Origin of the sequence: Thiorhodococcus mannitoliphagus, from assembly GCF_010915725.1 — a bacterium.
Taxonomy (GTDB): Bacteria; Pseudomonadota; Gammaproteobacteria; order Chromatiales; family Chromatiaceae; genus Thiorhodococcus; species Thiorhodococcus mannitoliphagus.
The window spans coordinates 13,654-37,606 of record NZ_JAAIJR010000004.1; the positions used below are offsets into that span (position 1 = coordinate 13,654).

The following is a 23,953-nucleotide window of genomic DNA, read 5'->3' on the forward strand; positions in this document are numbered from 1 at the left end:
CGCGTCGATGGCGTTTCCCGTGCGACGCCGAGGCCCGGGTGTTGGGGCGCGAACTGACTCGATGCCAGCACGGCATCGCGTCGGCTTCACCTCAATGCACCGTGCAGACCATGCAGGGATCGAAGGAGCGCACGATGTGCTGCACCGCGACCGGCGTGCGCTCCCCTTCTCGGACCTCTGTCCCAACCAGCGCCTGTTCCAAGACGCCAGGCACGCCCTGATGATCACGCGGCGAAAAATTCCAAGTGGTCGGCGCCACGATCTGGTAGTTCAGAATCCGCCCATTGCGCACCCGCAGCCAGTGCCCGAGGCTGCCGCGCGCGGCCTCGACCAAACCGACCCCCTCACACTCCTGGGGCATCGGGCCTGAGACGCAGAAGGGCTCGCCGGGCTCGAGCGCCCGCACCCAAGCCTCCATCGCGACCAAGAGACGCACCGACTCGATGAGACGCGCAATCACCCGGTTGGCGACATTGCCGCCGGAGCGGTCGACCAGCTCCCTGATCAGCGGCTGACCATCCACGACCTGACGCGCCAGCGCACCCACCTCGACGACGCGACCATCCAGCCGTGGCGCCTTGCACCAGGTATAGGCCCCGGGCTTCTCGGCCACCGGCAGCGTATTGCCGGCAGTCGGGTGCTGCGGCTTGGAACCGCCGAGCAAGAAGGCGTGAGACAGATCCTCGGCGATGGCACTGGCATCCAGCGGGAACAGCTCGCCATCGCACCAGAGCCCAGGGGCAAAGCGGCAGCGGCCTTCGCCCTGATAGTTTCCGTAGCTCATGAAGCGGTCGACTGCGCAGCCAAGCCGATCGAGCCTGAGATGCCGCACGAGCTGGAGGAAGACCCCAAAATCACCCCCTGCCTGCGACGTCCGGTCACTCCAAGCCTCCAGGGCCGCGATCCCATCCAGCGCAAGCATCGCCTCGAGAGCATCCCCAAACAGCCGCGCCTCGAGAAAACGGCGAAACCCAGCCAGGATCATGGCAAGCCGAATGCGCTCCTGCGCCTGCACCGCGCGTGTCGAGCCGCCGGGCTGAAGGCTCAGGCTGTGCGGCCACTTGCCAGCCAGCAGCCCCATGAGATGCAGGAGCTGCGCGCGCGCTTGCAGAAACTCCTTCGCGGCACTCCCAGACCCGGCACGGAAGCGCTCAGCGACACTGAGGTACCAGGGCTCCTGGGCATAGATGGGCCGAGCGAAGTCCGGCATGAAGAAGAGATAGAAATGCGTGAGATGGTCGGCAAGGTTCTCGCAAGCGAGCATGAGATTGGTCGCAAGCTCACCATTGGGCGGCATCTGGATACCCTGCGCCTCGCGCAGCGCATGGACGGCAGCCATGGACTGCGACACGGAGCAGATCCCGCAAATGCGCGGCACGATCACCAGGCTATCCAAGGGATCCCTACCAAGCATGATCTGCTCAAAGCCGCGATAGAGCGGAGAGATCACCCAAGCCTCTTTGACCTGCCCGCCATCGATCTCGAGACGAACCTCGAGATCACCCTCCACGCGGTTGAAGGGACCGACAACAAGACGACTCATCGCGGGTCCGGGCTAAGAAAGTGACCATCAACAACTTCCCCCCTTTCGCAAAGGGGGGCTAGGGGGGATTTCGGGCGGCATCGCTCGCATCGGGAAACAATTGATGGACACGCTCTAAACGTCGGCATGGGGACCGCGCGCCTCGACCTCGCGCGAGCGCAACGGGTCAACCGACGGCCTCGCCAAACTCCTTGCGCCGCCAAGCAGTGCGCCGAATAGCGAGAGACAGATGAGCCCAGACGCAAGGATCCGAAAGCGAACTGGCGCCAAGGACGGGCATCGAAACAGCGACTTTTCTCGCGCAGGCACTGCAATCTGGGGCGAGATCCAGCCCGAGCGATCAGAGATTGAAACCCTTTGTGGGCGTTGATCATCGCATCACCAAGTCGGTTGAGTCGGCACCGCGCAGACGTCGCGGCGGGGCGCCGCTCCCACCGACCGCGCGCTTAGAGGGTGTCCATCAATTGTTTCCCGATGCGAGCGATGCCGCCCGAAATCCCCCCTAGCCCCCCTTTGCGAAAGGGGGGAAGTTGTTGATGGACGCTTTCTTAGACTGGACGATGATCGAGTCCTCCTTATGCGCTTCGCGCTCGTCGCCGTTCAAATGACCTTTCCTGAATGAAGGCGTGTCCCGCACCATTAACGCCGATAAGGGTTACGCACGGAGGGGGACACAACCAGATGGTCCGCCTCCGCATTGCGCCTCAAACGCTCTGGCGTCGCCGCCTTGGAGAGCGAGGCCAGGGCGACGAACCAGGCCTTCGGCATATCGGTCGGCAGGCCGATCGGAATCCCAGCGATATTGGGCGTTTTCAGAAAGGCGTGTCCAGGCTCCTCGAACTCTGGCGCCGTGCAGTTGATACAGGCATAACCGCCGCGCGTACAGGAGCCCTCACCGTTCCAGAGCCTCATGTTGCAGTCCGCGTGCGCCTGGGTGCCCAGGCAGCCGAGGTGCTCCATGAGACACCCGAGGTCTGAAGGTCTGATAGCGCTGGCCTTATACTCGTAGAACTCGTTGCGCGGGCAACCGTGATGGACCAAATGGTCATAGAACATCCGGGGTCGCTGATAGGGGTCCAGGTCGGTCTCGGCGAGCGCGTCCAGCGCGAGGGCCACAAGCGTCTCGCAGACCCAATTCGGATGGGTCGGGCAGCCGGCCACGTTCACCACGGGAAGTCCGGAAGCAGCGCGATACTCGGCACCGAGCAGTCCTCCGCAGTGCACGCCTTCGAACTGCAGCCCACAGGCATCCGTCGGGTTCGGGCCGCCCGCGGTCACTCCACCGAAGGCCGCGCAGCTGCCAACGGCGACGACGAATCGAGCCCGCTCGGCCAGCGCCCGCACCCAGTCGATCATGGCGCGATCCGTCCCCGCCAGCAGGTGGAAGCGCCCGGAGCCTTCGGGCCCGCGCAGCAAGGCACCCTCGACGCAGAGGATGTCCAGCGGCACGGCCCCGGATTCCAGGGCCGCCAGCAGATCCAAGACCTCGTCGCCGCTCGCCTCGCTCAAGGACGGGTGCCATAGCAGTTCGAGATTCGCTGTCGCCAGGGCGTCCGGCAGCAAGGGCGCCTCGGCGCAGAGCAGGGACATGGAACATCCACCGCAGCCTCCGGATTGCAGCCACAGCATCGACACCTGAGCACTCATGCGGGAAGCTCCATGGTGAGCCGAGCACCACCCTCCGCCCGATTCTCCGCCATCAAGCGGCCGCCGTGATCCGCCACGATGCCGTAGCTGATGGAGAGGCCGAGCCCGGTACCCTGCCCGACCGGCTTGGTGGTGAAGAAGGGATCGAAGATCTTCAGCAGGTCGGGCTCCGGGATTCCAGGACCGTTATCCTCGACACAAAGCCGCACGGCGGAGAACCCAGCCTGCGCAGGACCCGCAACCAGGCGATCTGCATGCGTCAGCGTCTCAAGCCTGATAGACACCCGGGCCCCGTCGACACCCTTGATCGCATCCAGCGCGTTCTGCACCAAGTTCATCACCACTTGATGGATCTGGCCCGCATGACCGCAGATATCAACCCGCTCCGGCAGCTGCGTCTCGACCTGGGCGCCTGGATGACTGCCCTTGGTCACCCAGCGCACGGCCGTCTCGATGACATGGACCAGATCGAAGCCCGTGTGCTCACCTTTTTGACCACTCGAGAAGCGTCGCAAATCCTGGACGACATCGCGAACGCGTTCGGCGCCCTCCAGCGTGCCACGAATCAATGGGTCCAGGTCATCGAGCAGACGCTCGATCCGCAGCTCCGCCTTCAACGCCGTCAGAGACTCCGGCGGGTCAGACGCATCCACAGCGTCGCAATAGGTCCGCAGGCGTTTGCGGTAGCGCGCCAGCGCATGCACGTTGCCGTAGACGAAGCTGATGGGATTGTTCAGCTCGTGCGCAACCCCAGCGACCAAGCGCCCGAGCGACGCCATCTTCTCCGCACTGATGAGCTGACTCTGGGCCTGTTTGAGTTCGTCATGCGCCCGGTTTAGGGCCTCGTAGGCGCGGCGGAGTTCGCCCACCGGGCGGCCGATCAGCACCATCCCCACCAGGCGCCCCCGGGAGTCGTAGCGCGACGAGCAATTCACCGCAAGCGGCACATCCTCCTGCGCGGCACGCAGCGTGAGTTCGCAATCGTGGACGGCATTGTTACGGATGGTCTCGGCAAAGCCGCTGGCGAGTTCCAGGCACTCGGTGGTGAGCAGGGATTGGAAGGGACGACCGATCAGCCCCTCCTCGGGGACCCCGGTCAATGACTCCAAGGCCGGATTGACCTCTTCGATCCGGCCGTTGATGTCGCAGACGATGAGCACATCCGTCATCGAGGCGAGGACGCTCGAGATAAACTGGTGCGCCGCCTCCAAGGCCGCGTTCTTCTCCTCCAGCTCGACCTGATAACGCACCAGGTCGGAGTAGGTTTCATCCATCTTACGGATGACCTCGATCCAGAGGTCATCGTGACGCTCGAGCGCATCGGCAGACCCGACGAGGTCCGGCGTCGACGGCTGCTTGGTGGATCTGGATTCTGTATGGGGCTTTTGCATAGGACGACCGGCGCTTAGGCGATTTCTGTCAAAGCGCATCCCCGCTGACGTGTCTCGAGGCCCGCCTTCCCTGCCGCACCGGCGCCCACAGAGCCTGGCGCTGCTCCCGCCGGCGCTCCTTGACGGCAAACCCCGATCCGGCGCCAGCTGGGATGAGACTTTCCGGCAATCACCTAAGCACTAGCCTCGGCGCCAGGTCGTGCCAGCCGCGCCGTCCTCCAAGAGGATCCCAGCCTCGGTCAACTGATCTCTGACGCGGTCGGCCTCTGCCCAATCCTTCGCCGCGCGCGCCGCGCGCCGCTGCTCGATGAGGGCGTCGATCTCCGCGTCCGAGAGCCCATCCGATGCGGACTCACCACGCAAGAAGGCCTCCGGATCGGACTGCAGAATCCCCATCAAGCCGCCGAGTTCTCTGAGCTCCGCGCCGAGTGCGGCGGCGCACTGCAGATCCTCGCCACGAGCACGGTTGATCTCCCGAACCAGGTCGAACAGCACAGCCAGCGCCACAGGCGTATTGAAGTCGTCGTCCATCGCGGCCGTGAAGCGCTCCCGGAACGACTCGCCCCCCGCGGGCTCGGCCGGCGGCAGATCGCGCAGCGCGGTGTAGATGCGCGTCAGCGCACCGCGTGCGCCTTGCAGGTGCTCATCGTCGTAGTTGAGCGGACTGCGGTATTGGCTGGTGAGGATGAAATAACGCACCTCTTCCGGTCGATACCGCTGCAAGATCTCGCGCACGGTGAAAAAGTTGCCCAACGACTTGGACATCTTCTCCTCATTGACGCGGACGAATCCATTGTGCATCCAGACGTTGACGAAGGGCTCGCCGGTCGCGCCCTCGGACTGGGCAATCTCGTTCTCGTGATGCGGGAACTGGAGGTCCGCCCCGCCGCCGTGGAGATCGAAATGATTGCCCAGGGCGCAGGTGCTCATGGCGGAGCACTCGATGTGCCAACCCGGCCGCCCGCGTCCCCAGGGCGAATCCCAGGCCGGCTCGTCCGGCTTGGCCGCCTTCCAGAGCGCGAAATCGAGCGGGTCGCGCTTGGCCTCACCGATCTCGACCCGAGCGCCAGCGCGCAGATCCTGCGGATCCTTGCCGGAGAGCTTGCCGTAGGTTGGAAACTGGCTCACGGAGAAGTAGACGTCGCCGTTATCCGCCGCATAGGCCAAGCCGCGCTCGACCAGGGTCTGCACCATGTCGAGAATCTCGCTCATGTGGGCGGTCGCCCGCGGCTCGTCCGTCGGCGGCAGGACACCAAGCGCCTCGGCGTCTTCGTGCATGGCCGCGATGAAGCGCTCGGTCAGCGCGGCGAAGGGCTCGGCGTTCTCATTGGCACGGCGGATGATCTTGTCGTCGATGTCCGTGATGTTGCGAATGTAGGTCACGTCGTACCCAACCTCACGCAGGTAGCGGTAGACGACATCGAACACGACCATGACGCGCGCGTGCCCCAGGTGACAATAGTCGTACACCGTCATCCCGCAAACATACATCCGAACCTTCCCAGGCTCGATCGGTGTGAAGGGCTCTTTTTGACGGGTCAGGCTATTGTAGATCTGAAGCATCTGGGCGATTCGACTCGAAGAATGGACTGTGAAGAAGCCTTACATCTTAGCAAAGGCCGCTATCCTCGGGTGGCGGCGCCTTTCCGAGCCCAGCAAAAGTCCTTACCATGTGACGACTTGGAATCGAGACGAGACCAGGCGCCCGAGTCGGCGCAACTCAACGCTTTGGAGCTATTGCATGATCAAGATCACGACCAATCACGGCGACATCCTCGTCGAACTCGACCCGGAAAAGGCCCCCGCCACCTGCGCCAATTTCGAGCAGTACGTCCGTGATGGCCACTATGACGGCACGCTCTTCCACCGCGTCATCAACGGCTTCATGATCCAAGGCGGCGGCATGACGCCAGACTTCAACGCCAAACCGACCCGCGCCCCGATCGAGAACGAGGCGAAGAACGGCCTCAAGAACGTGGTTGGCTCCATTGCCATGGCCCGCACCATGGCCCCGCACTCGGCCACCTCTCAGTTCTTCTTCAACGTGTCGAACAACGACTTCCTCGACTATCCCAGTCAGGACGGCTGGGGCTATTGCGTGTTCGGCAAGGTGGTCGAGGGCATGGAGACCGTGGAGTCCATCAAGGCCGTCAACACCGGGAGCAAAAACGGCCACCAGGACGTCCCGCTCGAGGACGTCATTATCGAGAAGGCGGAGATTGTCGACTGAGCCGTCCCGAGACCTCATGAGCCCGGCGAACGGGGTCCAGACCCCGCGCGCCGCTCACGGCAGCTTGTCTCAGAGGCTGTCTGGAAATCATCGTAGAGGCCCCTAGGATCCTTGAGGGCGCAAAATGCTCGCAGATGAGTCAAATTTCGATGAAGCGTCCGACCATCCAAGGCCGTCGGGATCGGGATCGGGATCGAACCGACGATAGCGATTCCGATAGCGATCCCGATGCCATGACTCGTCGGTCTTAGGCGAAGCCTCCCTAGGAGTTTCCAGACAGCTTCTCATGATGAGCCACCAAGACCCGAGGCACCGACATCATCCTTGACAACAACCAGCCCCTTAGAAAGTGACCATCAACAACTTCCCCCCTTTCGCAAAGGGGGGCCAGCAACTTCCCCCCTTTCGCAAAGGGGGGGGGTCAGGGGGCGATTTCGGGCAGGATCGCTCGCATCGGGAAACAATTGATGAGCACTTTCTTAGCGCCGCAAGCATCTGTGCTCAATCAGGCTCAACGCGCAACGTAGAAGGGATTTCCTAGATGGCTGAGCACGGCGCCTTCCTTGAGGATCTGCTCGACCCGCAGACCTTCCAGCGTGTCCTCGCCCTCACGGTACCTCATGGCGTTCAGGACGATGAAACGCTTGTCCGGGTCTTCGTCGTAGACATGCACGGTCATGAGATAGGCGGGAACCATGGCGCGCTGCTGGGCAGTCAAGCGCAGTCGAGTCGGGTCACCGGTGATCTTGACGCCTTTGTGCTCCGGTTTCGACGGAGGAAGACCCTTCTCACGTCGGAGCCGCTGCTTGAAGCTCTCGATATCCTGGACCAGGTCCGGCGGAATGGCACTCTGCTCTGGCCGCTCATCGATGAATTCGCGCGTCTCGCTGAGGGCGTCTTGTTCGGCCTGCAACTGGCGGAGAAGCGCCTCCTCCATCGCAGAATCCGGCGTACCGCCTGCTGAGACCTCGTAAGACTCGCGGACGTCAGGCTCAGGGATATCAGCGGGAAGAACGGGAGCCGGCGGAATCGGCCGCGCCACGCGCTTCGGGGGCGGCGCCTCGATCAGTGGCGGAGCAACCGTTTTGATTGTTGGCGTGGACGACGATGCCGCGCGGGGAGTTCCAGGCGGCACGACTGCGGGTGCAGGGCTCAGACCTGGCATCTGCGCCTCGGCAGTCTCGGCAGTCAAGGGACCCTCGTCCGTCTGTCGCTCTGCCTGCTGCCCACCGCGAAAGGCCGCGTAGAGCGCAATCACCACGGCTAAGGCAGCCAGCCCGACGGCCAAGAAGACCCAGTAGTTGTGTGATACGGGCTGCTTGTCCTCAACGAAAAGCCCGCTTGCATCCAAGGTGGGAACCTGACCGAGTTCACGCTCCTGCTGGGATTTCTTGAGCGCCTCGAGGATATAGCTCATGGCTCGCCCTCGGCAGGCTCCGCCTCGGGTTCACCCAAGCCCAAGCGCGGGACGCCAGGCAGAGAGACCGCGTGCTCGAGCGCAATAAAGGTCCGCGGCCCCGCAATGCCGTCGGGCATGAGCCCCTGCGATGCCTGAAAGGCCCGCAAAGCACTCTCCAAAGCCGCGTCGAAATCCATCGAATCGCTCTTGAGCACGCCCAAATCCGGCACCTTTGCCAGCTGTTCTCGCAGCCAGCGCACATCTTCGCCGGAAGAGCCCATGGCAATGAGATCCGAGCCGCTTGGCGGCAGTTTCCAGATCAAGAGATAGTCGCCGGTCCAGGCTGACTCCAGGTCAGCGACGGCGACAGGCTCGGCACCATCAGGCGCCTCGAGCACCGCCTCCGTCACCCCCAGCTTGGCCAAGGGCACATAGCCGACCTCGCCATCCACCCCAGTGACCTGGAGTAGCGCGGGAAGATCGAAGAAGCGGACATGGCTCAAACGCCCCTGCTCTTGCGCGCAGGTCAGACCGAAGGTGAGTATCCGCTCGCACGGATCCCCGATGCCAAGCGTGCTCAGCTGCAGCCCCCAACGCCTGAGCAGCAAGATCATGGCCTCGGCCTTGGGCAGCGCCAGATCCTCGACCGAAAGGCTCGCTGGCAGCGCTTCCTGCCTTGGCGCCTCAGCGTCATCAGCCGGCGAGGGGCTTCCAAGGACTCCAGGCTGCGGCCCTCTGTTCTCATCGATCCGGCTTGGGGACAGCTCAGCCCCCTCCCCAGTCACCGATGCCGTGTCCATCAGCGGCTTGTCACCCGCAGCGGGTTCGTCCGCGTCTGGCGCCTCTTCGACAACCTCGATCCTATCAGCGGACGCATCCGGGATCTCAAGCACCTCAGCAGGCTCCTGCGCGACAAACCCAGCCACCAGTTGCCCGGGATCCAAACCGAGACGTGAATTGGCCGCAAACGCAAGCGCCGCGGCCACACCGAAAGAAAGCAGGGCGATGAGCGCAAGTTGCAGTGGGGACCGAGCGGTCTCGTCGATGGGATCGCCGCGCACCTCACGCGCCGCCGCAGAGACGATTGCTGGCGTGACCTGTGAGCCACGGGTGACGCAAGTGCCCAAGAGGGCGCGATCACAGAGGATGTTGATCAGACGCGGCACGCCGCCAGAGAACTTGTAGATACGGCGGATCGCACGCGCGGAGAACAAGGGCCGATCCACACCCGCCACGGCGACACGATGGCGAATGTAGTCGCCGGCCTCCCTCAAAGTCAGAGGGTTGAGATGAAAGCGCGCCGTAATGCGCTGGTTGAGTTGCCGGAGACGATCGCGCTCCAACATGCGCCGCAGCTCGGGCTGACCGATCAGAAAGATCTGGAGCAGCTTATGCTTGGTCGTCTCCAGATTGGTCAGCAGCCTGATCTGCTCCATCGCCTGAGGCAGGAGATTCTGCGCCTCGTCGATGATCAGCACCGGCCTGCGCCCCTTGGCATGAACCTCCAGCAGATACTCGTTGAGCCGGTCGACGAGCATCTTGTTGGACAGCTTCCCCTTGGGAAGCGGAATCCGAAACTCGTCGCAGACATTGGTCAGGAGTTCATTCGCCGACTGCGCCGGGTTGAGAATAAGCGCAATCTCGACCCCCTCGGGGAGCTGCTCCAGGAAGGCGCGACAAACGGTTGTCTTGCCAGTCCCGACCTCACCCGTGAGGAGCACGAAGCCGCCGCTTTCTCCCGCGCCATAGAGCAGGTGGGCAAGCGCCTCCTTATGCTGCTCGCTCAGGAAGAGGTATTGCGGATCTGGGGCAATCGAGAAGCTAGGCTCTTTGAGCCCAAAATATTTCGGATACACGCTGGCTGCTCGGTACGGCGGTCACCGCGGCCAAGCCCTAAAGACTCCATCCGGGCGGACCTGGGCTTGGCAATAAGTTCGACTAAGGTCGCCGCCCCTAAGAAAACAGAGACTTAGAGACATCACCTGGCGGGGCGGCGGTGCCCGGTCATTCTCGACGACGACAAGGCGCCGAAAATGGAGCAATCGCGAAAACTGCGCTCAATGTCCGCGCCCTCCTCATGATTCGAGCGGGGCCACTTCTGCGCTCAACTGGACCTGCTGCGCGGAGAGCAGGAGATTAGTCAGCCAGGAATCGAGCGTCAAGTAACCGCGCAGGAAGCGCAACCACCAACGCGGAGGCACGCTCCTCCCAGGATCGAGCCAAGCAAAGACCGGACTGACGCAAACCACGGCCAGCAGCCTGATCCTCCAATCGCAGGTGAACTCATGCCAAATCGGGCGCTTGCGACCACCTCGCTGCGCGCTGCGGGGAAACCCGCCAGGTTGCTCATCGCCACAAAAAAGCCGGCACGTCTGACGACGTAGCCGGCTGCCTTGTTTGGTGGGCCGTGTAGGATTCGAACCTACGACCAATGGATTAAGAGTCCACTGCTCTACCAGCTGAGCTAACGGCCCGCGTTGACTCTGAGTTGTCTGGTCTGAAACGCTCGGCGCGCCACTGCACGGCCAACCGCTGTCGAAAATTGGGGTGGACGATGGGGCTCGAACCCACGACCACTGGAATCACAATCCAGCGCTCTACCAACTGAGCTACATCCACCATAGAACCGATACTCGGGCTTCCTGCCCTCATCTTATCGCAACTTGCCGAACCCTGGTAATCGACGATAACTCGCTGCTTGGCACGCCCGGCAGGACTCGAACCTGCGACCCACGGCTTAGAAGGCCGTTGCTCTATCCAGCTGAGCTACGGGCGCTTAACTGGGTGCGGTCGCGGCGCAGTTGCGCCTGCCGACGCTGCCTGATTGGCGTATTGGTCGGGGTAGAGGGATTCGAACCCCCGACATCCTGCTCCCAAAGCAGGCGCGCTACCAGACTGCGCTATACCCCGGCTTCGGATCGTCCATGCGCTGCCACTCGATACAAGTAGCCGGAAACCGAAGACCGCGAAGTCTACTGAGCGAGAAAGGGCACGTCAAGGCCGTTGTGCAGGGTCTTCTGGAGGACCGGCCCTTCGATCTCATGGCGACCAAGGCATTCCGTCCGCTGCGGCGACTCGCTATCATGCTGTTCTTTATAGGACATGCGAGTAAGACATGAGCGCAGCAATACTCGACGGCAAGGCCATCGCAGCGGATATCCGCGCAGACGTTCGGACACAGGTGGAGCATCTCCTCGCAAACGGCGGGAGGGCGCCCGGGCTTGCCGTGGTGCTCGTCGGCGAGAATCCCGCCTCTCAGGTCTACGTGCGCAACAAGCGTAAGGCCTGCGCTGAAGTCGGCTTCTACTCAGAGCTTCACGAACTCGCCGCGACGACGAGCCAGGAGACGCTTGAGGGCCTGATCGATCAACTCAATGCCGACCCCAAGATCGACGGCATCCTGGTTCAGCTCCCCTTGCCCGAGCAGCTCGACGAGACAGCGATCACCGAGCGCATCCTCCCCACCAAGGACGTCGACGGATTCCACCCCTACAACGTCGGACGCTTGGTGCAGCGCATGCCGCTGCTGCGCCCCTGCACGCCCAAAGGCGTCATGACCATGCTCGAGCGCACGGGACGCTCGCTGGAGGGGCTCGACGCCGTGATCATCGGCCAGTCCAACATCGTTGGGCGCCCCATGGCACTGGAGTTGCTCGCAGCCAGGTGCACCATCACGATTTGCCACAGCCGCACCAAGGCGCTAGCGGACAAGGCGCGCGGCGCCGACATCCTGGTTGCAGCCATCGGCCGCCCAGCGTTCATTCCAGGGGACTGGATCAAAGAGGGCGCCATCGTCATCGATGTCGGCATCAATCGCGGCGCTGACGGCAAACTGATCGGCGACGTGGATTTCGCCGCTTGCAGCGAGCGCGCCTCTTGGATCACACCTGTACCCGGCGGCGTCGGCCCCATGACCATCGCCACGCTGCTGCAAAACACCTTGCAAGCGGCGGAGTTGCATGCCGACACTTAGCGACAGCGGCCTAGACTCCGACCGAACTCGGTGATGACAGACTCAAGCGGCGCCTTCGCGATGGAGTAAGGGAGGGCGCCAAGCATCTTTGCTCGCCGCGAGGCAAGAGGGGGATCGAGGCATGATCGACGCGATATTGACCTGGGCGGAGCATTATGAACACATACTACTTTGGCTCGGCGTCCTGTCGCTCCTGCTCTGCATTCTATCCATCTTGGCGCTCCCCTTTCTGGCGGCGCTGATTCCTGAAGACTATTTCGCCGAGCCCACCCGCCATCGCACCCCACTGCGCCGATACCATCCCCTGGTCTACATGACGATAAAGGTGATCAAGAACATCATCGGCTGGCTACTCATCATTGCCGGAATCCTCATGCTCGTGCTTCCTGGGCAAGGGCTGCTGACGATCCTCATGGGGCTCGTACTCAGCGACTTCCCGGGCAAGTTCGCCCTCGAGCGGAGGATCGCCGGCAGCGCGAAGATCATGAGCGGCATCAATTGGCTGCGCGGCCGCGCCGGTCGCCCTCCCCTGCAAGCACCTGCTGCCACAGCGGATTGACCGGGCAGAAGACCTTCCTGCCGCTGGATAGCGACATCTGCATCAGCACTCAAGGCGCGCATCCGCTTAACGCCGACTTTCGTGACAGGCGCAGAGCGTCGAGACACGTCGCTACGCCGACGCCCGTGATCGCACCAAACCGCAGTCGGCCGCAGTCGGCCGCAGATGGGCTAGGACGTGCTCAGCGCCAAGGACTGAGCGCGGATGTGCTTCCTGGCCGATGGCTGGTTCGGGACCAAGACCATGCTCGAGACGGCGTTGGACCTCAACCTCTGGTGCCGGTCGGTGCGCGGTGGCTGAGCGGATACCACCTCCCGCGCCGGGAGCCTTCAACACGGACATCAAGGCCAGACGCTCGGGCGGGGTGGTTGATGGCTAACTCAGCGGATAATGGATCGTACCAGCCCAATGAGGATGGGGCTGTGCTGGGCTTGAGATATACGGTAAGACGCTTGCCGCCGGAGTTGTCCTTCAGCAACACGCCCTGCTCGACCCAGCGCTTGAGCATCTTTGATGCCTTCAGGGCGTCCACTTCGGCAATCTGACATAGGTCGCTGTTGGCCAACGGGCCGTGGCGGTCGATCCAGTCGCTGACCTGTTCCCAGATCGGTGGGCGCTCCTCGTTGCGGAGGGTGACGAGCACGGATGGCTGGGCGGTCTCCCGGATCTCAGCGAAGGAGGGCGGAAACAGATTGGCGGTCCGCATCTCCGCGAACATCATGCACACGCCCTCACCGGCGTCGACGTTGGGCGGCTCGGGGAATTCGCGCAGATTGCGGGCGACCAGCGGATTGCGTGCAAAGGAGCCCGCCTTTCCGATATTGGAGGGGGTGATGGTTCCCGGAAATAGGCCAGGGCTTTCGACCTCGATCCGGTTGTCGAAGATGCGGATCTGGATATCCCGGCTCATCCGATAGTCGCGGTGGACCACGGCGTTGGTGATGGCCTCCTTGATGACACGATCCGGGGGCCTTGATCCTCGTTTGGTCCAAGCGCACGACCGCTGGGTTTTGATGCGCTGAGAGCCTTTGCCACGCAGAACGCTAGCCATCATGGCTGGCCTCCTGGCGAGAGTTTCTTGCCTCACAGTGTGTGGACAAATTTGACCAAGATCACCCTGCCGGCCATCCAGCTTGCCGTGAACCGCAAGAAATTAGCGATTCCGACTTGACGCGGGCAACCCGCTCACGCGCCCCCTTGCTCACCGCCAGCCCCGTCGATAGACTAGTCATATACCTAGTCATTTTACTCTGGAGGCGATCCATGCGGATCTGGCCCGTTCAAGATGCTAAAGCCCGCTTCAGCGAGTTCTTGGACGCTTGCGTGAGTGAAGGACCGCAGGTGGTGACCCGACGCGGCACCGAAACCGCCGTGCTGGTTCCCATTGGTGAGTGGCGGCGACTTCAGGTCGCGGCCCGCCCCTCCCTCAAGCAATTGCTTCTCACCGACTCGGCCCGCACCGACAGTCTCGTGCCCGTGCGCAGCAAGGCCCGGCGCCGGCAGGCTATACCGCTGGGGTAACGCCGGTGTATTTGCTCGATACCAATGTCGTCTCCGAGTTGCGGAAACCACGGCCACACGGCGCGGTTGTCGCGTGGCTTGAGTCAATTGACGACGCCGGCCTCCATCTCGCCACCGTCACGCTCGGGGAAATTCAGGCTGGCATTGAGCTGACACGCGAGCAGGATGCCGAGAAAGCCGGGGAAATCGAAGCCTGGCTGGACCTCGTAAGCGGCTCCTACAACCTGTTGTCCATGGATGGGCCGGCGTTCCGTTGCTGGGCGAGGCTCATGCATCGGAAGTCAGACACCCGCTACGAAGACGCCATGATCGCCGCGATTGCCAAAGTGAACGGCCTCACGGTCGTGACTCGCAACCTGGCTGATTTCACCTCCTTCGGAGTTGATCTTCTCAATCCCTTCGAGTTTGGCACGAAGGACTGAAACGCGGGCTATCCACGCCGGATCGAAAACCAAACGCGTCCAAGCTGGAAACTGAGAGTATGCAAGATTGGGTAGATCGGCATCCCTGCCGCAAGCCTCGCCGCATGTTGGGGTTCATTCCCGTTCACCCCAACTGACTACGCGGACTCGCCTGCCCAAGGGGTGGTCTCTTGCTCCCTCCGGAGTGCGTCTTTTCAAGACCTGACCCTAGGACTTTTTGAAGTGTAAACTTAGATGTCGCCAGCGTCGATCCAGCAGCGACCTACCCTCCCGATTGCCGGGGCAGGACGGGCATGGCGAGTCGATTCCATACCAGCCCTTGTCGGCGCCAGTGATCCTGAATCTGCTGCGTGAAGTCCGGGTGGACCAGTTTGACGCGCTGTCTGAGCCATCGAGTATCCTGCATCCGGATCACGAGCCCTTCCAGCGGCCCATCGCGATAGCGGCTTCGCTGGCTGTCCAGTAGGCTCCTCAAGTCGGGAAGCGCGAACTGGCCCCGCCCGATCGCAGGGATTACGCAGAGCCCCTGGCGTTGCGCCCAAGCGTCGCGACGCTCCGTCGACCAGAATCGTCGTTCCCTTCGATCGTAGACATCGAACACCAGCCACCAGTCGGGCAGTGCCTCGTAATCCAGCGAGTGCTTCGCGGCGCACCACTCGCCGAAGGCGATCAGATGCGAATCCAGGGCGTCGAACAGCACATCCTCATGGGCCGCCAGCCAGGCACCGAGACGCGCGAACTGCCCGCCAAAGGGCGGCAGCAGATACTGGCCTCGGTTCTGCGCGCGGATGCCCCCCTCGGGATCGATCGAGAATCCCAGATTGGCGCCGTCGATCTTTTCCTCGATCACGACCTCCGACTGGAGCAAGGCATCCGCCTCAGCCGGTGATAGGACTTTGTCATCGCGCGGCTCGCCTTGACCGAGCCAGATGAGGTGTGGTGTGTGCGGAAAACGAAAGAAGTCGGTCATGAGGGTGGTGGCAGGTCGGGCACGGCCTGGCTCGGAAACTTCGCGGCATAGAACCGAGAGACATCCGTTGGACAGAGAAATTCGACCTTGACACCCTGAGCATGCAGTTGATGCCACCAATTCAGCCACTTGCAGTCCGCGCCTTGCCAGACGATCGGTTTGTCCGGGTGCGCATTGGCCACCGCAGCGAACTTGCGGTCGGGTGCATCGAACTGCGGTTGCAGCCCCGGGTCCGGGAACTCGGAGAACTCATGCGGGGCCGTCTCGGTGATAGCAACAAGATGGACGCGCTTGCCATTCGCCGCATTTTGCAGCAGCCATTTCAGGAAGACGTCTCCGACCCCTTTGGGCTGATTGGGCTTGGTCTTGTGCTGGTATTCCTTGAGGATGCGAAAAGCATCGTCGATCACCACGACACCCGACTGTTGGCGAGCCTGAAGGCGCATGATGCATTCGGCACGGCACTGCGGCGACACGTCCTGATGGCTGCCGTTTGCGATCAGCAGTACGTTGGTGTCGATGACGACTGGGCTCACGAGTCGTCCCCGCCGGCTGTCGCCTGCCGCTGCAATGCGGCAAGCGTGCGGGCGGCGATGTCACCCATCTCGTCGCCGAAGAAATTCGGTGGCCAATTCTCAATCTCGCCGAAGATATTCAAACGCAGCGCCTCGATGTCCGCCGCCGCTCCTCGACGGTTGACGAAATAGATCGCCACCTCGTCGGCGCTGATCGCCTGTTCGGCGACACGCCGCTGTAAACGCGTCAGCAGATGCTCGGAGTGCGTTTCGATGATCAATTGCATATTACGGGGCGAGCTAGCCTCATAAGACTTGATCGCGCTGATGAATACATCCGCCAGATTGGACTGGGCCATTGGATGCAGATGGATCTCCGGCTGCTCCATCCAGACGGTCGATCCCGCTGGCGCGTAAAAGGCTTGTACCAGCGCCGGCAAGACCTGCGAGACACCAAAGCCGACATCTGTCAGCCGAACCTCGCACGCGTCGCGGTGTGTCTTCACCAGCACCTCATATTCCTTGCGGCCCTCGGCAACTTGGCGCACGGCAAAGCTGTGGATGATGCCAAGATCGGTCAGCCAGCGCGCAATGAACTCATCGAAACGTTTGGTCAGCTGTCGGTATCCGCGGTTGAGTCTTCGATCCTGCGCAGTGGCGGCGAGGATGGCGGGTATCGCGTATTCCCCCTGAGCGCCGACGTCCGGAACCGTATCTCCCGACCATTGATAGACACGACGGGCCGGACGACGCAGCGGACCGAGGAAGTACAGCTGCTCCAGAACCTGCTCAGTCCGCAACGCAAAATCCGCGAGAAAGTCCGCGTTCTGATAGCGCAGCAGAGTGCGATCGGCGAAGCGATAGAACTTTTCCGGTGGCTCGACCGACCAGGCACGGCCTTGGGCGCGAACCAGCTTCAATGGCGAGCAATCGAGTATCGTCTGCGATGGCGATGTGCCGCGCGAGTGCTCGACCTCGAGCACCTGCGCTTTGCCATCGAAGAGTCTGTAGGTGAAGGCGGCGGTTTGCGGCTGCTCGGCCTTGTCGGTACGCAAGGTGCTCGATAGCCACAACTCGTCCCCGCGATAGGACTGGCTAGCATCGAGGGCATTTTTGACGGTCAGTGCCGAGGGCAGACGCCAGCGAAGAGAGAGCTCGAGTGATTGCGTCAAGTCGTGGGCGTACAAACAGTCGGCGAAGGTCCCCAAGTCGATCAGCGAGTTCTCATCGCCGAGGTGCAGGGCGCGCTTGCGATCGGCAAGTTGAACGGTTTGCTTGAGCGCAAGTAGCAGGTGGCCGAGGCTGGACTTGCCCGAGCTGTTGGCACCAAAGATCACCGTCAAGGGCGCAAGCCGAATCGGGCCGGTGTCCCGCCATGCCTTGAAGTTCTTGATGTGCAGTTCGGTCAACATGTCGATCGTCTGCTTGCGAGCCGGCCGCGTGCCTCCGGCAATAGCCGCCGGCTCTGGCATGGTGCGCCACCGACAGATAATGAGAAGTAACTCATGAAATTGTTTTTATTCGTCTTTTCTTTGCTGAGCGAAGTCATTATCCACATCGGAAGATAATGGATCGTCCCACTCTGGCGCTGGAGCGCCTGCGCGAGGCTTGGCCGGTGTTTGTCGATCACAGCCTCCGCCTTGGGACCGGACATCTCATTCATGCAATCCTACTCCGTTGCTCTGGTGTGAGCCTTGAACTCAGTTGCGTCGATCTCACGGACGGCTACTCGCCCCAGCCCCGGGTCAGAAAGCGCTTCCGCTCCTCGGCGCTCAAGACCTCAGCGCACCCCTCCCAATCGACCTTCTCGACACCCTGATAGCGCAGCTGAAACGGGTGCTTTCTTGGCACGGCGTCGATGGTCTTAAGGGCGGCGTTGATTTGCCCGAGCGCCACATCGACCCAGACATCCTCCAAGATGTCTGGGATCTGTCCGAACAGCGTGGCGATGTTCTCCAGACGCGAGGACAGCAGCTCATGGACGCGATCCTCGACCGATCCCGCATAGCGCAGGTTGTAGAGATCAACGGTGTCGCGCAGTTGCCCGATCCGTTGAATGCGGCCCTTGCGCTGCTCCAGCCGTGAAGGATTCCAGGGCAGATCCAGGTTGATCAGTGTCCCGAGACGCTGCAGATTGAGTCCCTCCGAGGCCGCATCGGTACCGATCAGGATCCGAATCTCGCCCCGGCGCACGCGCTCCTTGAGCAGGTCGCGCGCAGCGGCGGTGAAGATCCCGTTGTGCATGACACCGGAGCGTCGGGCGCCGGCGTAGATGCCGATCTCCTCCTCGGGAATGTCGGCCGTCAGCTGGCTCGCCAACCAGAAGACGGAGTCGAAATATTGGCTGAAGATGATGCATCCCAGCTCCATCCAACCCTGGTCGAGCAGCTGTGAGCGCACGATCTGGTATTTGGGGTCGCGCTCCTGGTTCGCCTCCAACGCCTTGAGAAAGCGCTGCAAGAGGGCTCGCTCGGCGGGCGTCAGGGTGCGCAGCTGGGCCAGCGAGCCGTCGTCTTCTTCGTCCTCGTCGAGCGTGGTCCATTCGGCGAGCAACTTTTCCACCGTCCGCCGGCCCGCTTCCATGGTGCTGCCGACACGGCGAAGCAACAGGGTGCGAAAGAAGCCAGATCGGGCGCGCTCGGCAAGCAGGCTGCAAAACGCCTCCGCCAGATGATAGGCGTCTTCCAGAAAGGGCGGCAAAACGATGGCGTCTTCGTCCCGGTCGCCATGCAGACGGACCTGAACTGGCTTTAGAAAAGGCTCTCCGGTCTCGGGATCGAGCGTCGTCTCGAGATACTCGCGAGTGCGCAGCACGATGCGCCGAATGAAGGGGTTGGCCTGCTCGACGAAGCGCGGGAAGAGCCGCCGGACACGGGCACGATCGGGCGCGCTCAGTCGCTCGAAGCTACCGCCCGGGGCGCTCACCTCCTGGTCGGTCAGGCGCAGGACGCGCCGTAGCGATTGGTAGTCCGGCCCTTCCGCGGCAGGTGGCAGCGGATTGCGCATCCAGGCCCATTGGGTGACCACATCGTCGGGGGGCACGGCTTCGCCGAGCAACAGCTCCAGTGCCTGACGCGGCTTGCGCCAGAGGCTGCCGACGCCTCCAAGCACCGCTTCCGAGCCCCGAGCCAGCGCATCCAGAAGGTCCCACGCCTCGACCGGGTGGATCTGCACGGGGGTTGCGGTCGCCAGGAGCAGACTCTTGGTGCGCGGGGAGATCTCCCAGAGAAAGCGCAGCAGATTGTTCGGCTCGGCTGCCTCGTACTCCTTGCCGGCCGCCAGATTGCGTCGCCGGGCACGATGGGCCTCGTCGAGGATAACGCACTCATAGCGCCCGTTGACGAGCCAGTCGCGGATCTCGGAGCCGGCGATGATGAGTCCGGTGGAGACGATGCCGACTCGTCGCGGGCACTTGCGAACGGACTCGGGTCCGGCGCTCGGATGCTCGATCCCATTCTCGTCGATCCAGTTGCGGCCGTCCCACACCGCCGAGGGCATGTCGAGCAGGGTGCTGAGCTCGCCCTGCCACTGCCAGATCAGCGGTTTGGGCGCAAGGATCAGCACTGGCCGGTCCCCCGACAGGGCCATGAGCTGCGCGGCCATGGCGAGCTGAATCGTCTTGCCCAGGCCGACCTGATCCGCCAGGACGAGGCGCGCGCCGTGCGGACCGAGGTGGGCCTCGAAGGCCAGCTTGACGAAGTGCTTCTGGTGCTCCCAGAGCCCGACCTCCTTGCGATAGACCGGGGATTCGATGACCGGCGCCGCCGGGTCGGGATGGTCGCGCCAGTCACTCAGGTTCGGGATAACCGAGCGCTTCGCGAGCCGCCCGATGTCCTGCACCACGGCTTCGGCCAAGGCCACCGCGAAGGGCGAATGCCACAGGGCGTCGAACTCCTCCTGAACCCAGCACACGGCGTCCTCGGAGTCGTCCTCCCACAGCAGCTCGTAATTCAAGCGCCAGGCGGTCATGGACTCGTTGACGCTGCCGAGAAAGGCCGTTTGCCGACCGTCGGCCAGGGTGATGACCCCGGCCTTGCCATGAATGAGCCCGAAGTGGGCGTCCGGAACCACGCGGACCTGGAGCTTCCCGGCGACGAGGAACTCGTACAAGCGTTGAAAGCGGGGACGGGCCGACTCGGAAAGTCGCTCGGGCTCGGTGTCGCACCATTCGCGGCGCATGGCCGCTTGGGCGGCCTTCCTCGCCGTGGCAACATCTTGGGGATCGAGCCCGGAGTTGCACACGAGACGCACGGGGCCGGCGAGTGCCTCGAAGGCTTCGCCCGCGACCTCTAGGATCGAGGAGGAGAAGAATCCGGCGATCCGGTCATAACTTTGGGCGCCCTGCAAGCGCTCCCGGAGGAAGCTGTGGTCCAGACGCTGCCGACGCGATGAGAAGCGGGTGATCATCCTTGCAAACGCAATTAGAACGCTCGGCAACGGCTCCAAGCGCGCAAGGCATCGTTGCCAAGGGATCGAATCTCATCTGGCTGCGAGCAGTGGAAAGCGATGCTGGTCATGGCCGCTTGACTCGGATCTTGGTGTCAGTGAGGACGACGAAGCAGCCATCCCAGTCGTCGATTTCGGGGGCAACGGCCTCGATCGCCGCCGCCAACGCACGGGCGCCTGGCTCGCGTAAGCGGACCAATAACAATCCGGCATGGGTGCCAGGGGCGAAGCGGCGAGTGTCTGAGAAATCCAGATCTTGGGTGATCAAGAAGCGCCTTTCCGCGCACGCGGCTCGCCAGATCTGGTCGTCCGGTTGCCCGGTCAATTGCTCGTCCGGGACCGTGTCGGCTTGGTGCGCGTGGCGCGCCAAGATGCCGACCAATCGCGCCGGCAGGTTCTCGTCGAGCTTGATCCTCATGCGACCGCCGGCAGCCCCGCGACAGGCAGATCCTCTTCCGCGGAGAGTGCGGCAAAGGCGATGACGGCACGGATTGCATCACGGCTGAGCGATGGAAAATCCTGCAACAGTTCCTCGGCATCCATGCCTTCCGCCAGACTGGCCAAGACCGTCCGCACCGTGACGCGCGTCCCGGTCACGACTGGCTCGCCGCCGCAAATGGCGGGGTCGCGCGTGATATAGGGCTTGAAGTTCATGGGCATGATCTCTTCTCCGTTCCGTTCGAACCAGGTAGGTTGGGTAAAGCGCAGCGTGCCCAACAACCTCAGACATGATCGTTCTCGACCGCCCCGGCCAGCAGTCGCGCGGCCTCGGCGTCCCGCGCCCAGTGCGCGATCGGCAGCCGACCGAGAAAGGCAAGCATCCCGGCCAGGTTCTCGCGCTGCGCCCAGTAGTCGGAAAGCTCGGTCTTGAGATAGGTGAGTCCGACCTTGGCGCTTTCCTGCTCGGCGGTCTGATGGATCGCATAGAGGCAGTGACGCAGCGGTGAGGAGCCGAAGCCCTCCGTGCCCCATTCGCGGCGCTTGAATTCGCTGGCGGTGCGCAGCCGGGTCTGGTTGGCCTTACCGCTCTCGAGCATGAAGCGATAATCGCGCACCCCGAGACCACGGGCGAACTCCTGGAAGACACCGCTGCGGTAGTCGCCGTGGGATTCGACCTCCAGACACTTGAGATAGAGCTTTTCCTCGCCCGTGAGGCGCTTCCAGAGCTGGGCATCCAGCCCCGTGGGCACCAGGTAGTTGCTGGCGGTGCGGACGGCGTCCTCGATGATGCGCTCGATGGGCGACTCCTCGCCACGCTTGCGCTCGCGGGCCAGCTCGTAGGCCACGTCGATGTCCTCGATACCCCGGTATTGGGTCAGGACCCGCAGGGCGGCGGCGTAGGCGGCGAGCTGATAGTCGGCATCGGAGAAATTGGGGTCCTCGCGGTCGTCCAGCTCCAGCATGGACCTGAGCTGCAGCTCGACCTCGATCTCGACCTGGGGGACGATCTCGTCCAGGAAGGCGATGTCGTCGGAGGTCTGCTTGCGCAGCACCATGAGCACGGTGCCTTGGACGTAGTTGCCTTCCTTCAGGGCCGACTCGGTTTCTGTAGCGATGGTCCAGGCCGTGGTCACCCGCAGGCCGGCGGCCCAGAGGATCAGCGCGAGAACCGCCCAGACACCGGCGTCCTGATCGGTGAACATGACGATCTGCATGCCGTTGTCCGGCATGTGGGCGGCGAGATTGCGGTAGGCGTCGACCATGCCTTCGCGGAACGGCTTGCCGGAGCCGCGGATGGCCAGAGCGCGCTTGCTGTCGGCATACCAGTCGGGAAAGAGTTTCGGCAGGTGTTTTTCGTACCAGGCTAGAAAAAACTCTGAGAGTGCGTGGTAATTGATAGCGTCGGCGTAGGGAGGATCGGTGATCCAGATATCATATCCAGGAAGATCCTCAAGAGCACCGTTTGGCGTAGCAACTGCCGAAGCACAAATGGACGCTGAGTTTAAAGCGTATTTAAAACTTGTCGCTAATAGACTCATTGGCCGCGTATAGTAATTTAGCAGGGCATTAATGGCTTGGTTGGTGAAAGTTTGCCCGCCATTTTCTTTCGTTGAGTCAGCTATCCACTGGCAGAGCTTTGAGTTCCAATTGGCACACTTCCCTATTCCAAATAGCAAAGCAACCTGCAACTCTCTATTCTGCTGAGTCGAGATGTTAGCGGACAACAGCCCGTGCTCCAGCAATTGCCTCGGCGTGAAAAGATGATACCAATACGTCCATCCACGCGTCCGAATCGGCTCGTCGGTCTTGTCGCCCGACTCGATCCGTCGGCTCGGGAAATATCCCTTCGCCTGCCACTCATCGAAACGCTTCCGCAACAGCTCCAACAGCCGTGACTCACGCTCAAGATCTTCCGCATCGACCCCACGATAGAGGGTGCTCGGGATGCGGTCGGCTAGCGAATCGAGATCGGCGGTGCGCTGAACCACGACGGCACGAAGATCCTCCAAGCGCGCGCGTGCTGCATTAATCCGGACCTTGGGCGCCTTGGCGGCTTGCAGCTCGGCCAATCCTGTCTCGGCCTGCTCCAAGGCGACGTCCTCGTCCAGCCAGTCGCGGGCGCGCAGATCGTCCAGGTCTAGACGGTCGCTCGCATCGAGAAATTCGCTCAGCCCGGCAATGGCTTGGGTCAAGGGCACCCAGTCCGGAATGGGGCGAGGGAAGGTCTCACCTTTACGTTCATGCTGCTCCGCCCACAGCAGATCCGCAAGCCCAGGCAGACGCCAACGGATGCAGTACAGCCGTTCCTGAAAGACATCCCCCGGGCGCGGCACCAGGTCCGCGTTCTCCCAGAGGCGCAGCCCGTACTCGCAGCCGCCCTCGCCCCGCCGGTCACCCCGGATCATGCTCATGGGTGTCGATTGACCGCACTGGGGGCATTCAAGCCGCGACTTCCTGACCGTGCCGGTCTTGGCGACCTGCAGGTCGGCCGCTGTCACGCCCTGATGGATCTCGATGTCGAAGCCAGAAAGCGCGTCGTGTTGGGCACGCTGCGCTTTGCCCAACCTACGGTCCTGAACATAGCGGCGCCCCACCGAGATCAGCGCCTGCGGCACAGGGTCGGCTTGTTCCGGCGTGAGCAGCAGATGAAAGTGATTAGTCATCAGAACCTAAGAGGGTGTCCATCAATTGTTTCCCGATGCGAGCGATGCCGCCCGAAATCCCCCCTAGCCCCCCTTTGCGAAAGGGGGGAAGTTGTTGATGGACGCTTTCTCAGCGTGCAGTCGGCAGCGCTCGCGCTCGCGGGCTTCGCGCAGCCCGTCAAGATAGGCGAGAGTGAAGCCACACGCCACGCAGGCGGCAACTGGCGCCACTGTGGACCATGCACCTCTCGGCA

General features: G+C 62.7%; 19 protein-coding genes and 4 tRNA genes. 5 read left to right on the forward strand and 18 right to left on the reverse strand.

Annotation, left to right across the window (positions count from 1 at the left end; genetic code table 11):
• Positions 1 to 91 precede the first annotated feature (91 nt).
• The 4 genes from G3480_RS01760 to cysS all read right to left on the reverse strand — a co-directional run bounded on the left by G3480_RS01760 (position 92) and on the right by cysS (position 6,144).
• A complete protein-coding gene (locus G3480_RS01760; protein WP_164651938.1) occupies positions 92 to 1,543 on the reverse strand; it encodes a nickel-dependent hydrogenase large subunit in 1,452 nt (483 codons plus the stop codon).
• A 639-nt stretch (positions 1,544 to 2,182) separates the two neighbouring features.
• The gene (locus G3480_RS01765) at positions 2,183 to 3,190 is read right to left on the reverse strand and encodes an NADH-quinone oxidoreductase subunit B family protein (RefSeq protein ID WP_164651939.1); all 1,008 of its coding nucleotides are present in this window, start codon (positions 3,188 to 3,190) and stop codon (positions 2,183 to 2,185) included.
• The gene (locus G3480_RS01770; protein WP_164651940.1) at positions 3,187 to 4,581 is read right to left on the reverse strand and encodes a PAS domain-containing sensor histidine kinase; all 1,395 of its coding nucleotides are present in this window, start codon (positions 4,579 to 4,581) and stop codon (positions 3,187 to 3,189) included. The genes G3480_RS01765 and G3480_RS01770 overlap by 4 nt, the downstream gene beginning before the upstream one ends.
• Before the next feature lie 180 nt (positions 4,582 to 4,761).
• Positions 4,762 to 6,144 carry a cysteine--tRNA ligase gene (gene cysS, locus G3480_RS01775; RefSeq protein ID WP_164651942.1) on the reverse strand — a complete coding sequence of 461 codons (1,383 nt, stop codon included), beginning with the start codon at positions 6,142 to 6,144 and terminating at the stop codon, positions 4,762 to 4,764.
• 178 nt (positions 6,145 to 6,322) lie between these two features.
• Here cysS and G3480_RS01780 point away from each other — a divergent pair, with 178 nt between their 5' ends.
• Complete coding sequence (locus G3480_RS01780) at positions 6,323 to 6,811, forward strand: peptidylprolyl isomerase (protein ID WP_164651943.1); 489 nt, start codon at positions 6,323 to 6,325, stop codon at positions 6,809 to 6,811.
• Between the two features lie 511 nt (positions 6,812 to 7,322).
• Here G3480_RS01780 and G3480_RS01785 read toward each other — a convergent pair.
• The 6 genes from G3480_RS01785 to G3480_RS01810 form a co-directional block, all read right to left on the reverse strand.
• Positions 7,323 to 8,228 carry a general secretion pathway protein GspB gene (locus G3480_RS01785; protein WP_164651945.1) on the reverse strand — a complete coding sequence of 302 codons (906 nt, stop codon included), beginning with the start codon at positions 8,226 to 8,228 and terminating at the stop codon, positions 7,323 to 7,325.
• On the reverse strand, positions 8,225 to 10,066 hold the full coding sequence (locus G3480_RS01790; protein WP_164651946.1) for an AAA family ATPase: 1,842 nt from the start codon (positions 10,064 to 10,066) through the stop codon (positions 8,225 to 8,227). The genes G3480_RS01785 and G3480_RS01790 overlap by 4 nt, the downstream gene beginning before the upstream one ends.
• A gap of 542 nt (positions 10,067 to 10,608) precedes the next feature.
• A tRNA-Lys gene (locus tag G3480_RS01795) sits at positions 10,609 to 10,684 on the reverse strand.
• A gap of 69 nt (positions 10,685 to 10,753) precedes the next feature.
• Positions 10,754 to 10,829, reverse strand: a tRNA-His gene (locus tag G3480_RS01800).
• Between the two features lie 80 nt (positions 10,830 to 10,909).
• Positions 10,910 to 10,986 (reverse strand) — tRNA-Arg (locus G3480_RS01805).
• Between the two features lie 57 nt (positions 10,987 to 11,043).
• Positions 11,044 to 11,120, reverse strand: a tRNA-Pro gene (locus G3480_RS01810).
• 205 nt (positions 11,121 to 11,325) lie between these two features.
• Here G3480_RS01810 and folD point away from each other — a divergent pair.
• Both folD and G3480_RS01820 read left to right on the forward strand, forming a co-directional pair.
• Entirely contained in the window at positions 11,326 to 12,183 is an 858-nt protein-coding gene (gene folD / locus G3480_RS01815) for a bifunctional methylenetetrahydrofolate dehydrogenase/methenyltetrahydrofolate cyclohydrolase FolD (protein WP_164651947.1), read from the forward strand.
• 121 nt (positions 12,184 to 12,304) lie between these two features.
• Positions 12,305 to 12,742, forward strand: a complete 438-nt coding sequence (locus G3480_RS01820) for a PGPGW domain-containing protein (RefSeq protein ID WP_164651949.1) — start codon at positions 12,305 to 12,307, stop codon at positions 12,740 to 12,742.
• A gap of 265 nt (positions 12,743 to 13,007) precedes the next feature.
• Here the strand turns inward: G3480_RS01820 and G3480_RS01825 are convergent, their stop codons facing one another.
• On the reverse strand, positions 13,008 to 13,796 hold the full coding sequence (locus G3480_RS01825; protein WP_164651951.1) for an ATP-binding protein: 789 nt from the start codon (positions 13,794 to 13,796) through the stop codon (positions 13,008 to 13,010).
• 209 nt (positions 13,797 to 14,005) lie between these two features.
• Between G3480_RS01825 and G3480_RS01830 the strand changes: the two genes are divergently transcribed.
• Positions 14,006 to 14,263, forward strand: coding sequence for a type II toxin-antitoxin system Phd/YefM family antitoxin (locus tag G3480_RS01830; protein WP_164651953.1), 258 nt, complete (start codon positions 14,006 to 14,008; stop codon positions 14,261 to 14,263).
• 5 nt (positions 14,264 to 14,268) lie between these two features.
• Positions 14,269 to 14,685, forward strand: a complete 417-nt coding sequence (locus tag G3480_RS01835; protein WP_164651954.1) for a PIN domain-containing protein — start codon at positions 14,269 to 14,271, stop codon at positions 14,683 to 14,685.
• A 262-nt stretch (positions 14,686 to 14,947) separates the two neighbouring features.
• On the opposite strand, the gene G3480_RS01840 is transcribed toward G3480_RS01835, so the two are convergent.
• The 7 genes from G3480_RS01840 to G3480_RS01870 all read right to left on the reverse strand — a co-directional run bounded on the left by G3480_RS01840 (position 14,948) and on the right by G3480_RS01870 (position 23,720).
• Complete coding sequence (locus G3480_RS01840; protein WP_164651955.1) at positions 14,948 to 15,655, reverse strand: RNA ligase family protein; 708 nt, start codon at positions 15,653 to 15,655, stop codon at positions 14,948 to 14,950.
• On the reverse strand, positions 15,652 to 16,191 hold the full coding sequence (locus G3480_RS01845; protein WP_164651957.1) for a hypothetical protein: 540 nt from the start codon (positions 16,189 to 16,191) through the stop codon (positions 15,652 to 15,654). The genes G3480_RS01840 and G3480_RS01845 overlap by 4 nt, the downstream gene beginning before the upstream one ends.
• Positions 16,188 to 17,582 carry an AAA family ATPase gene (locus G3480_RS01850; protein ID WP_164651959.1) on the reverse strand — a complete coding sequence of 465 codons (1,395 nt, stop codon included), beginning with the start codon at positions 17,580 to 17,582 and terminating at the stop codon, positions 16,188 to 16,190. The genes G3480_RS01845 and G3480_RS01850 overlap by 4 nt, the downstream gene beginning before the upstream one ends.
• A 313-nt stretch (positions 17,583 to 17,895) precedes the next feature.
• The gene (locus G3480_RS01855; RefSeq protein WP_164651961.1) at positions 17,896 to 20,577 is read right to left on the reverse strand and encodes a phospholipase D-like domain-containing anti-phage protein; all 2,682 of its coding nucleotides are present in this window, start codon (positions 20,575 to 20,577) and stop codon (positions 17,896 to 17,898) included.
• A 106-nt stretch (positions 20,578 to 20,683) separates the two neighbouring features.
• On the reverse strand, positions 20,684 to 21,034 hold the full coding sequence (locus tag G3480_RS01860; RefSeq protein ID WP_164651962.1) for a DUF5615 family PIN-like protein: 351 nt from the start codon (positions 21,032 to 21,034) through the stop codon (positions 20,684 to 20,686).
• Positions 21,031 to 21,276, reverse strand: a complete 246-nt coding sequence (locus G3480_RS01865) for a DUF433 domain-containing protein (protein WP_240905529.1) — start codon at positions 21,274 to 21,276, stop codon at positions 21,031 to 21,033. The genes G3480_RS01860 and G3480_RS01865 overlap by 4 nt, the downstream gene beginning before the upstream one ends.
• 62 nt (positions 21,277 to 21,338) lie before the next feature.
• Positions 21,339 to 23,720 (reverse strand): hypothetical protein, encoded by a 2,382-nt coding sequence (locus tag G3480_RS01870; protein WP_206171444.1) that lies wholly within the window; start codon positions 23,718 to 23,720, stop codon positions 21,339 to 21,341.
• Positions 23,721 to 23,953: the final 233 nt, after the last annotated feature.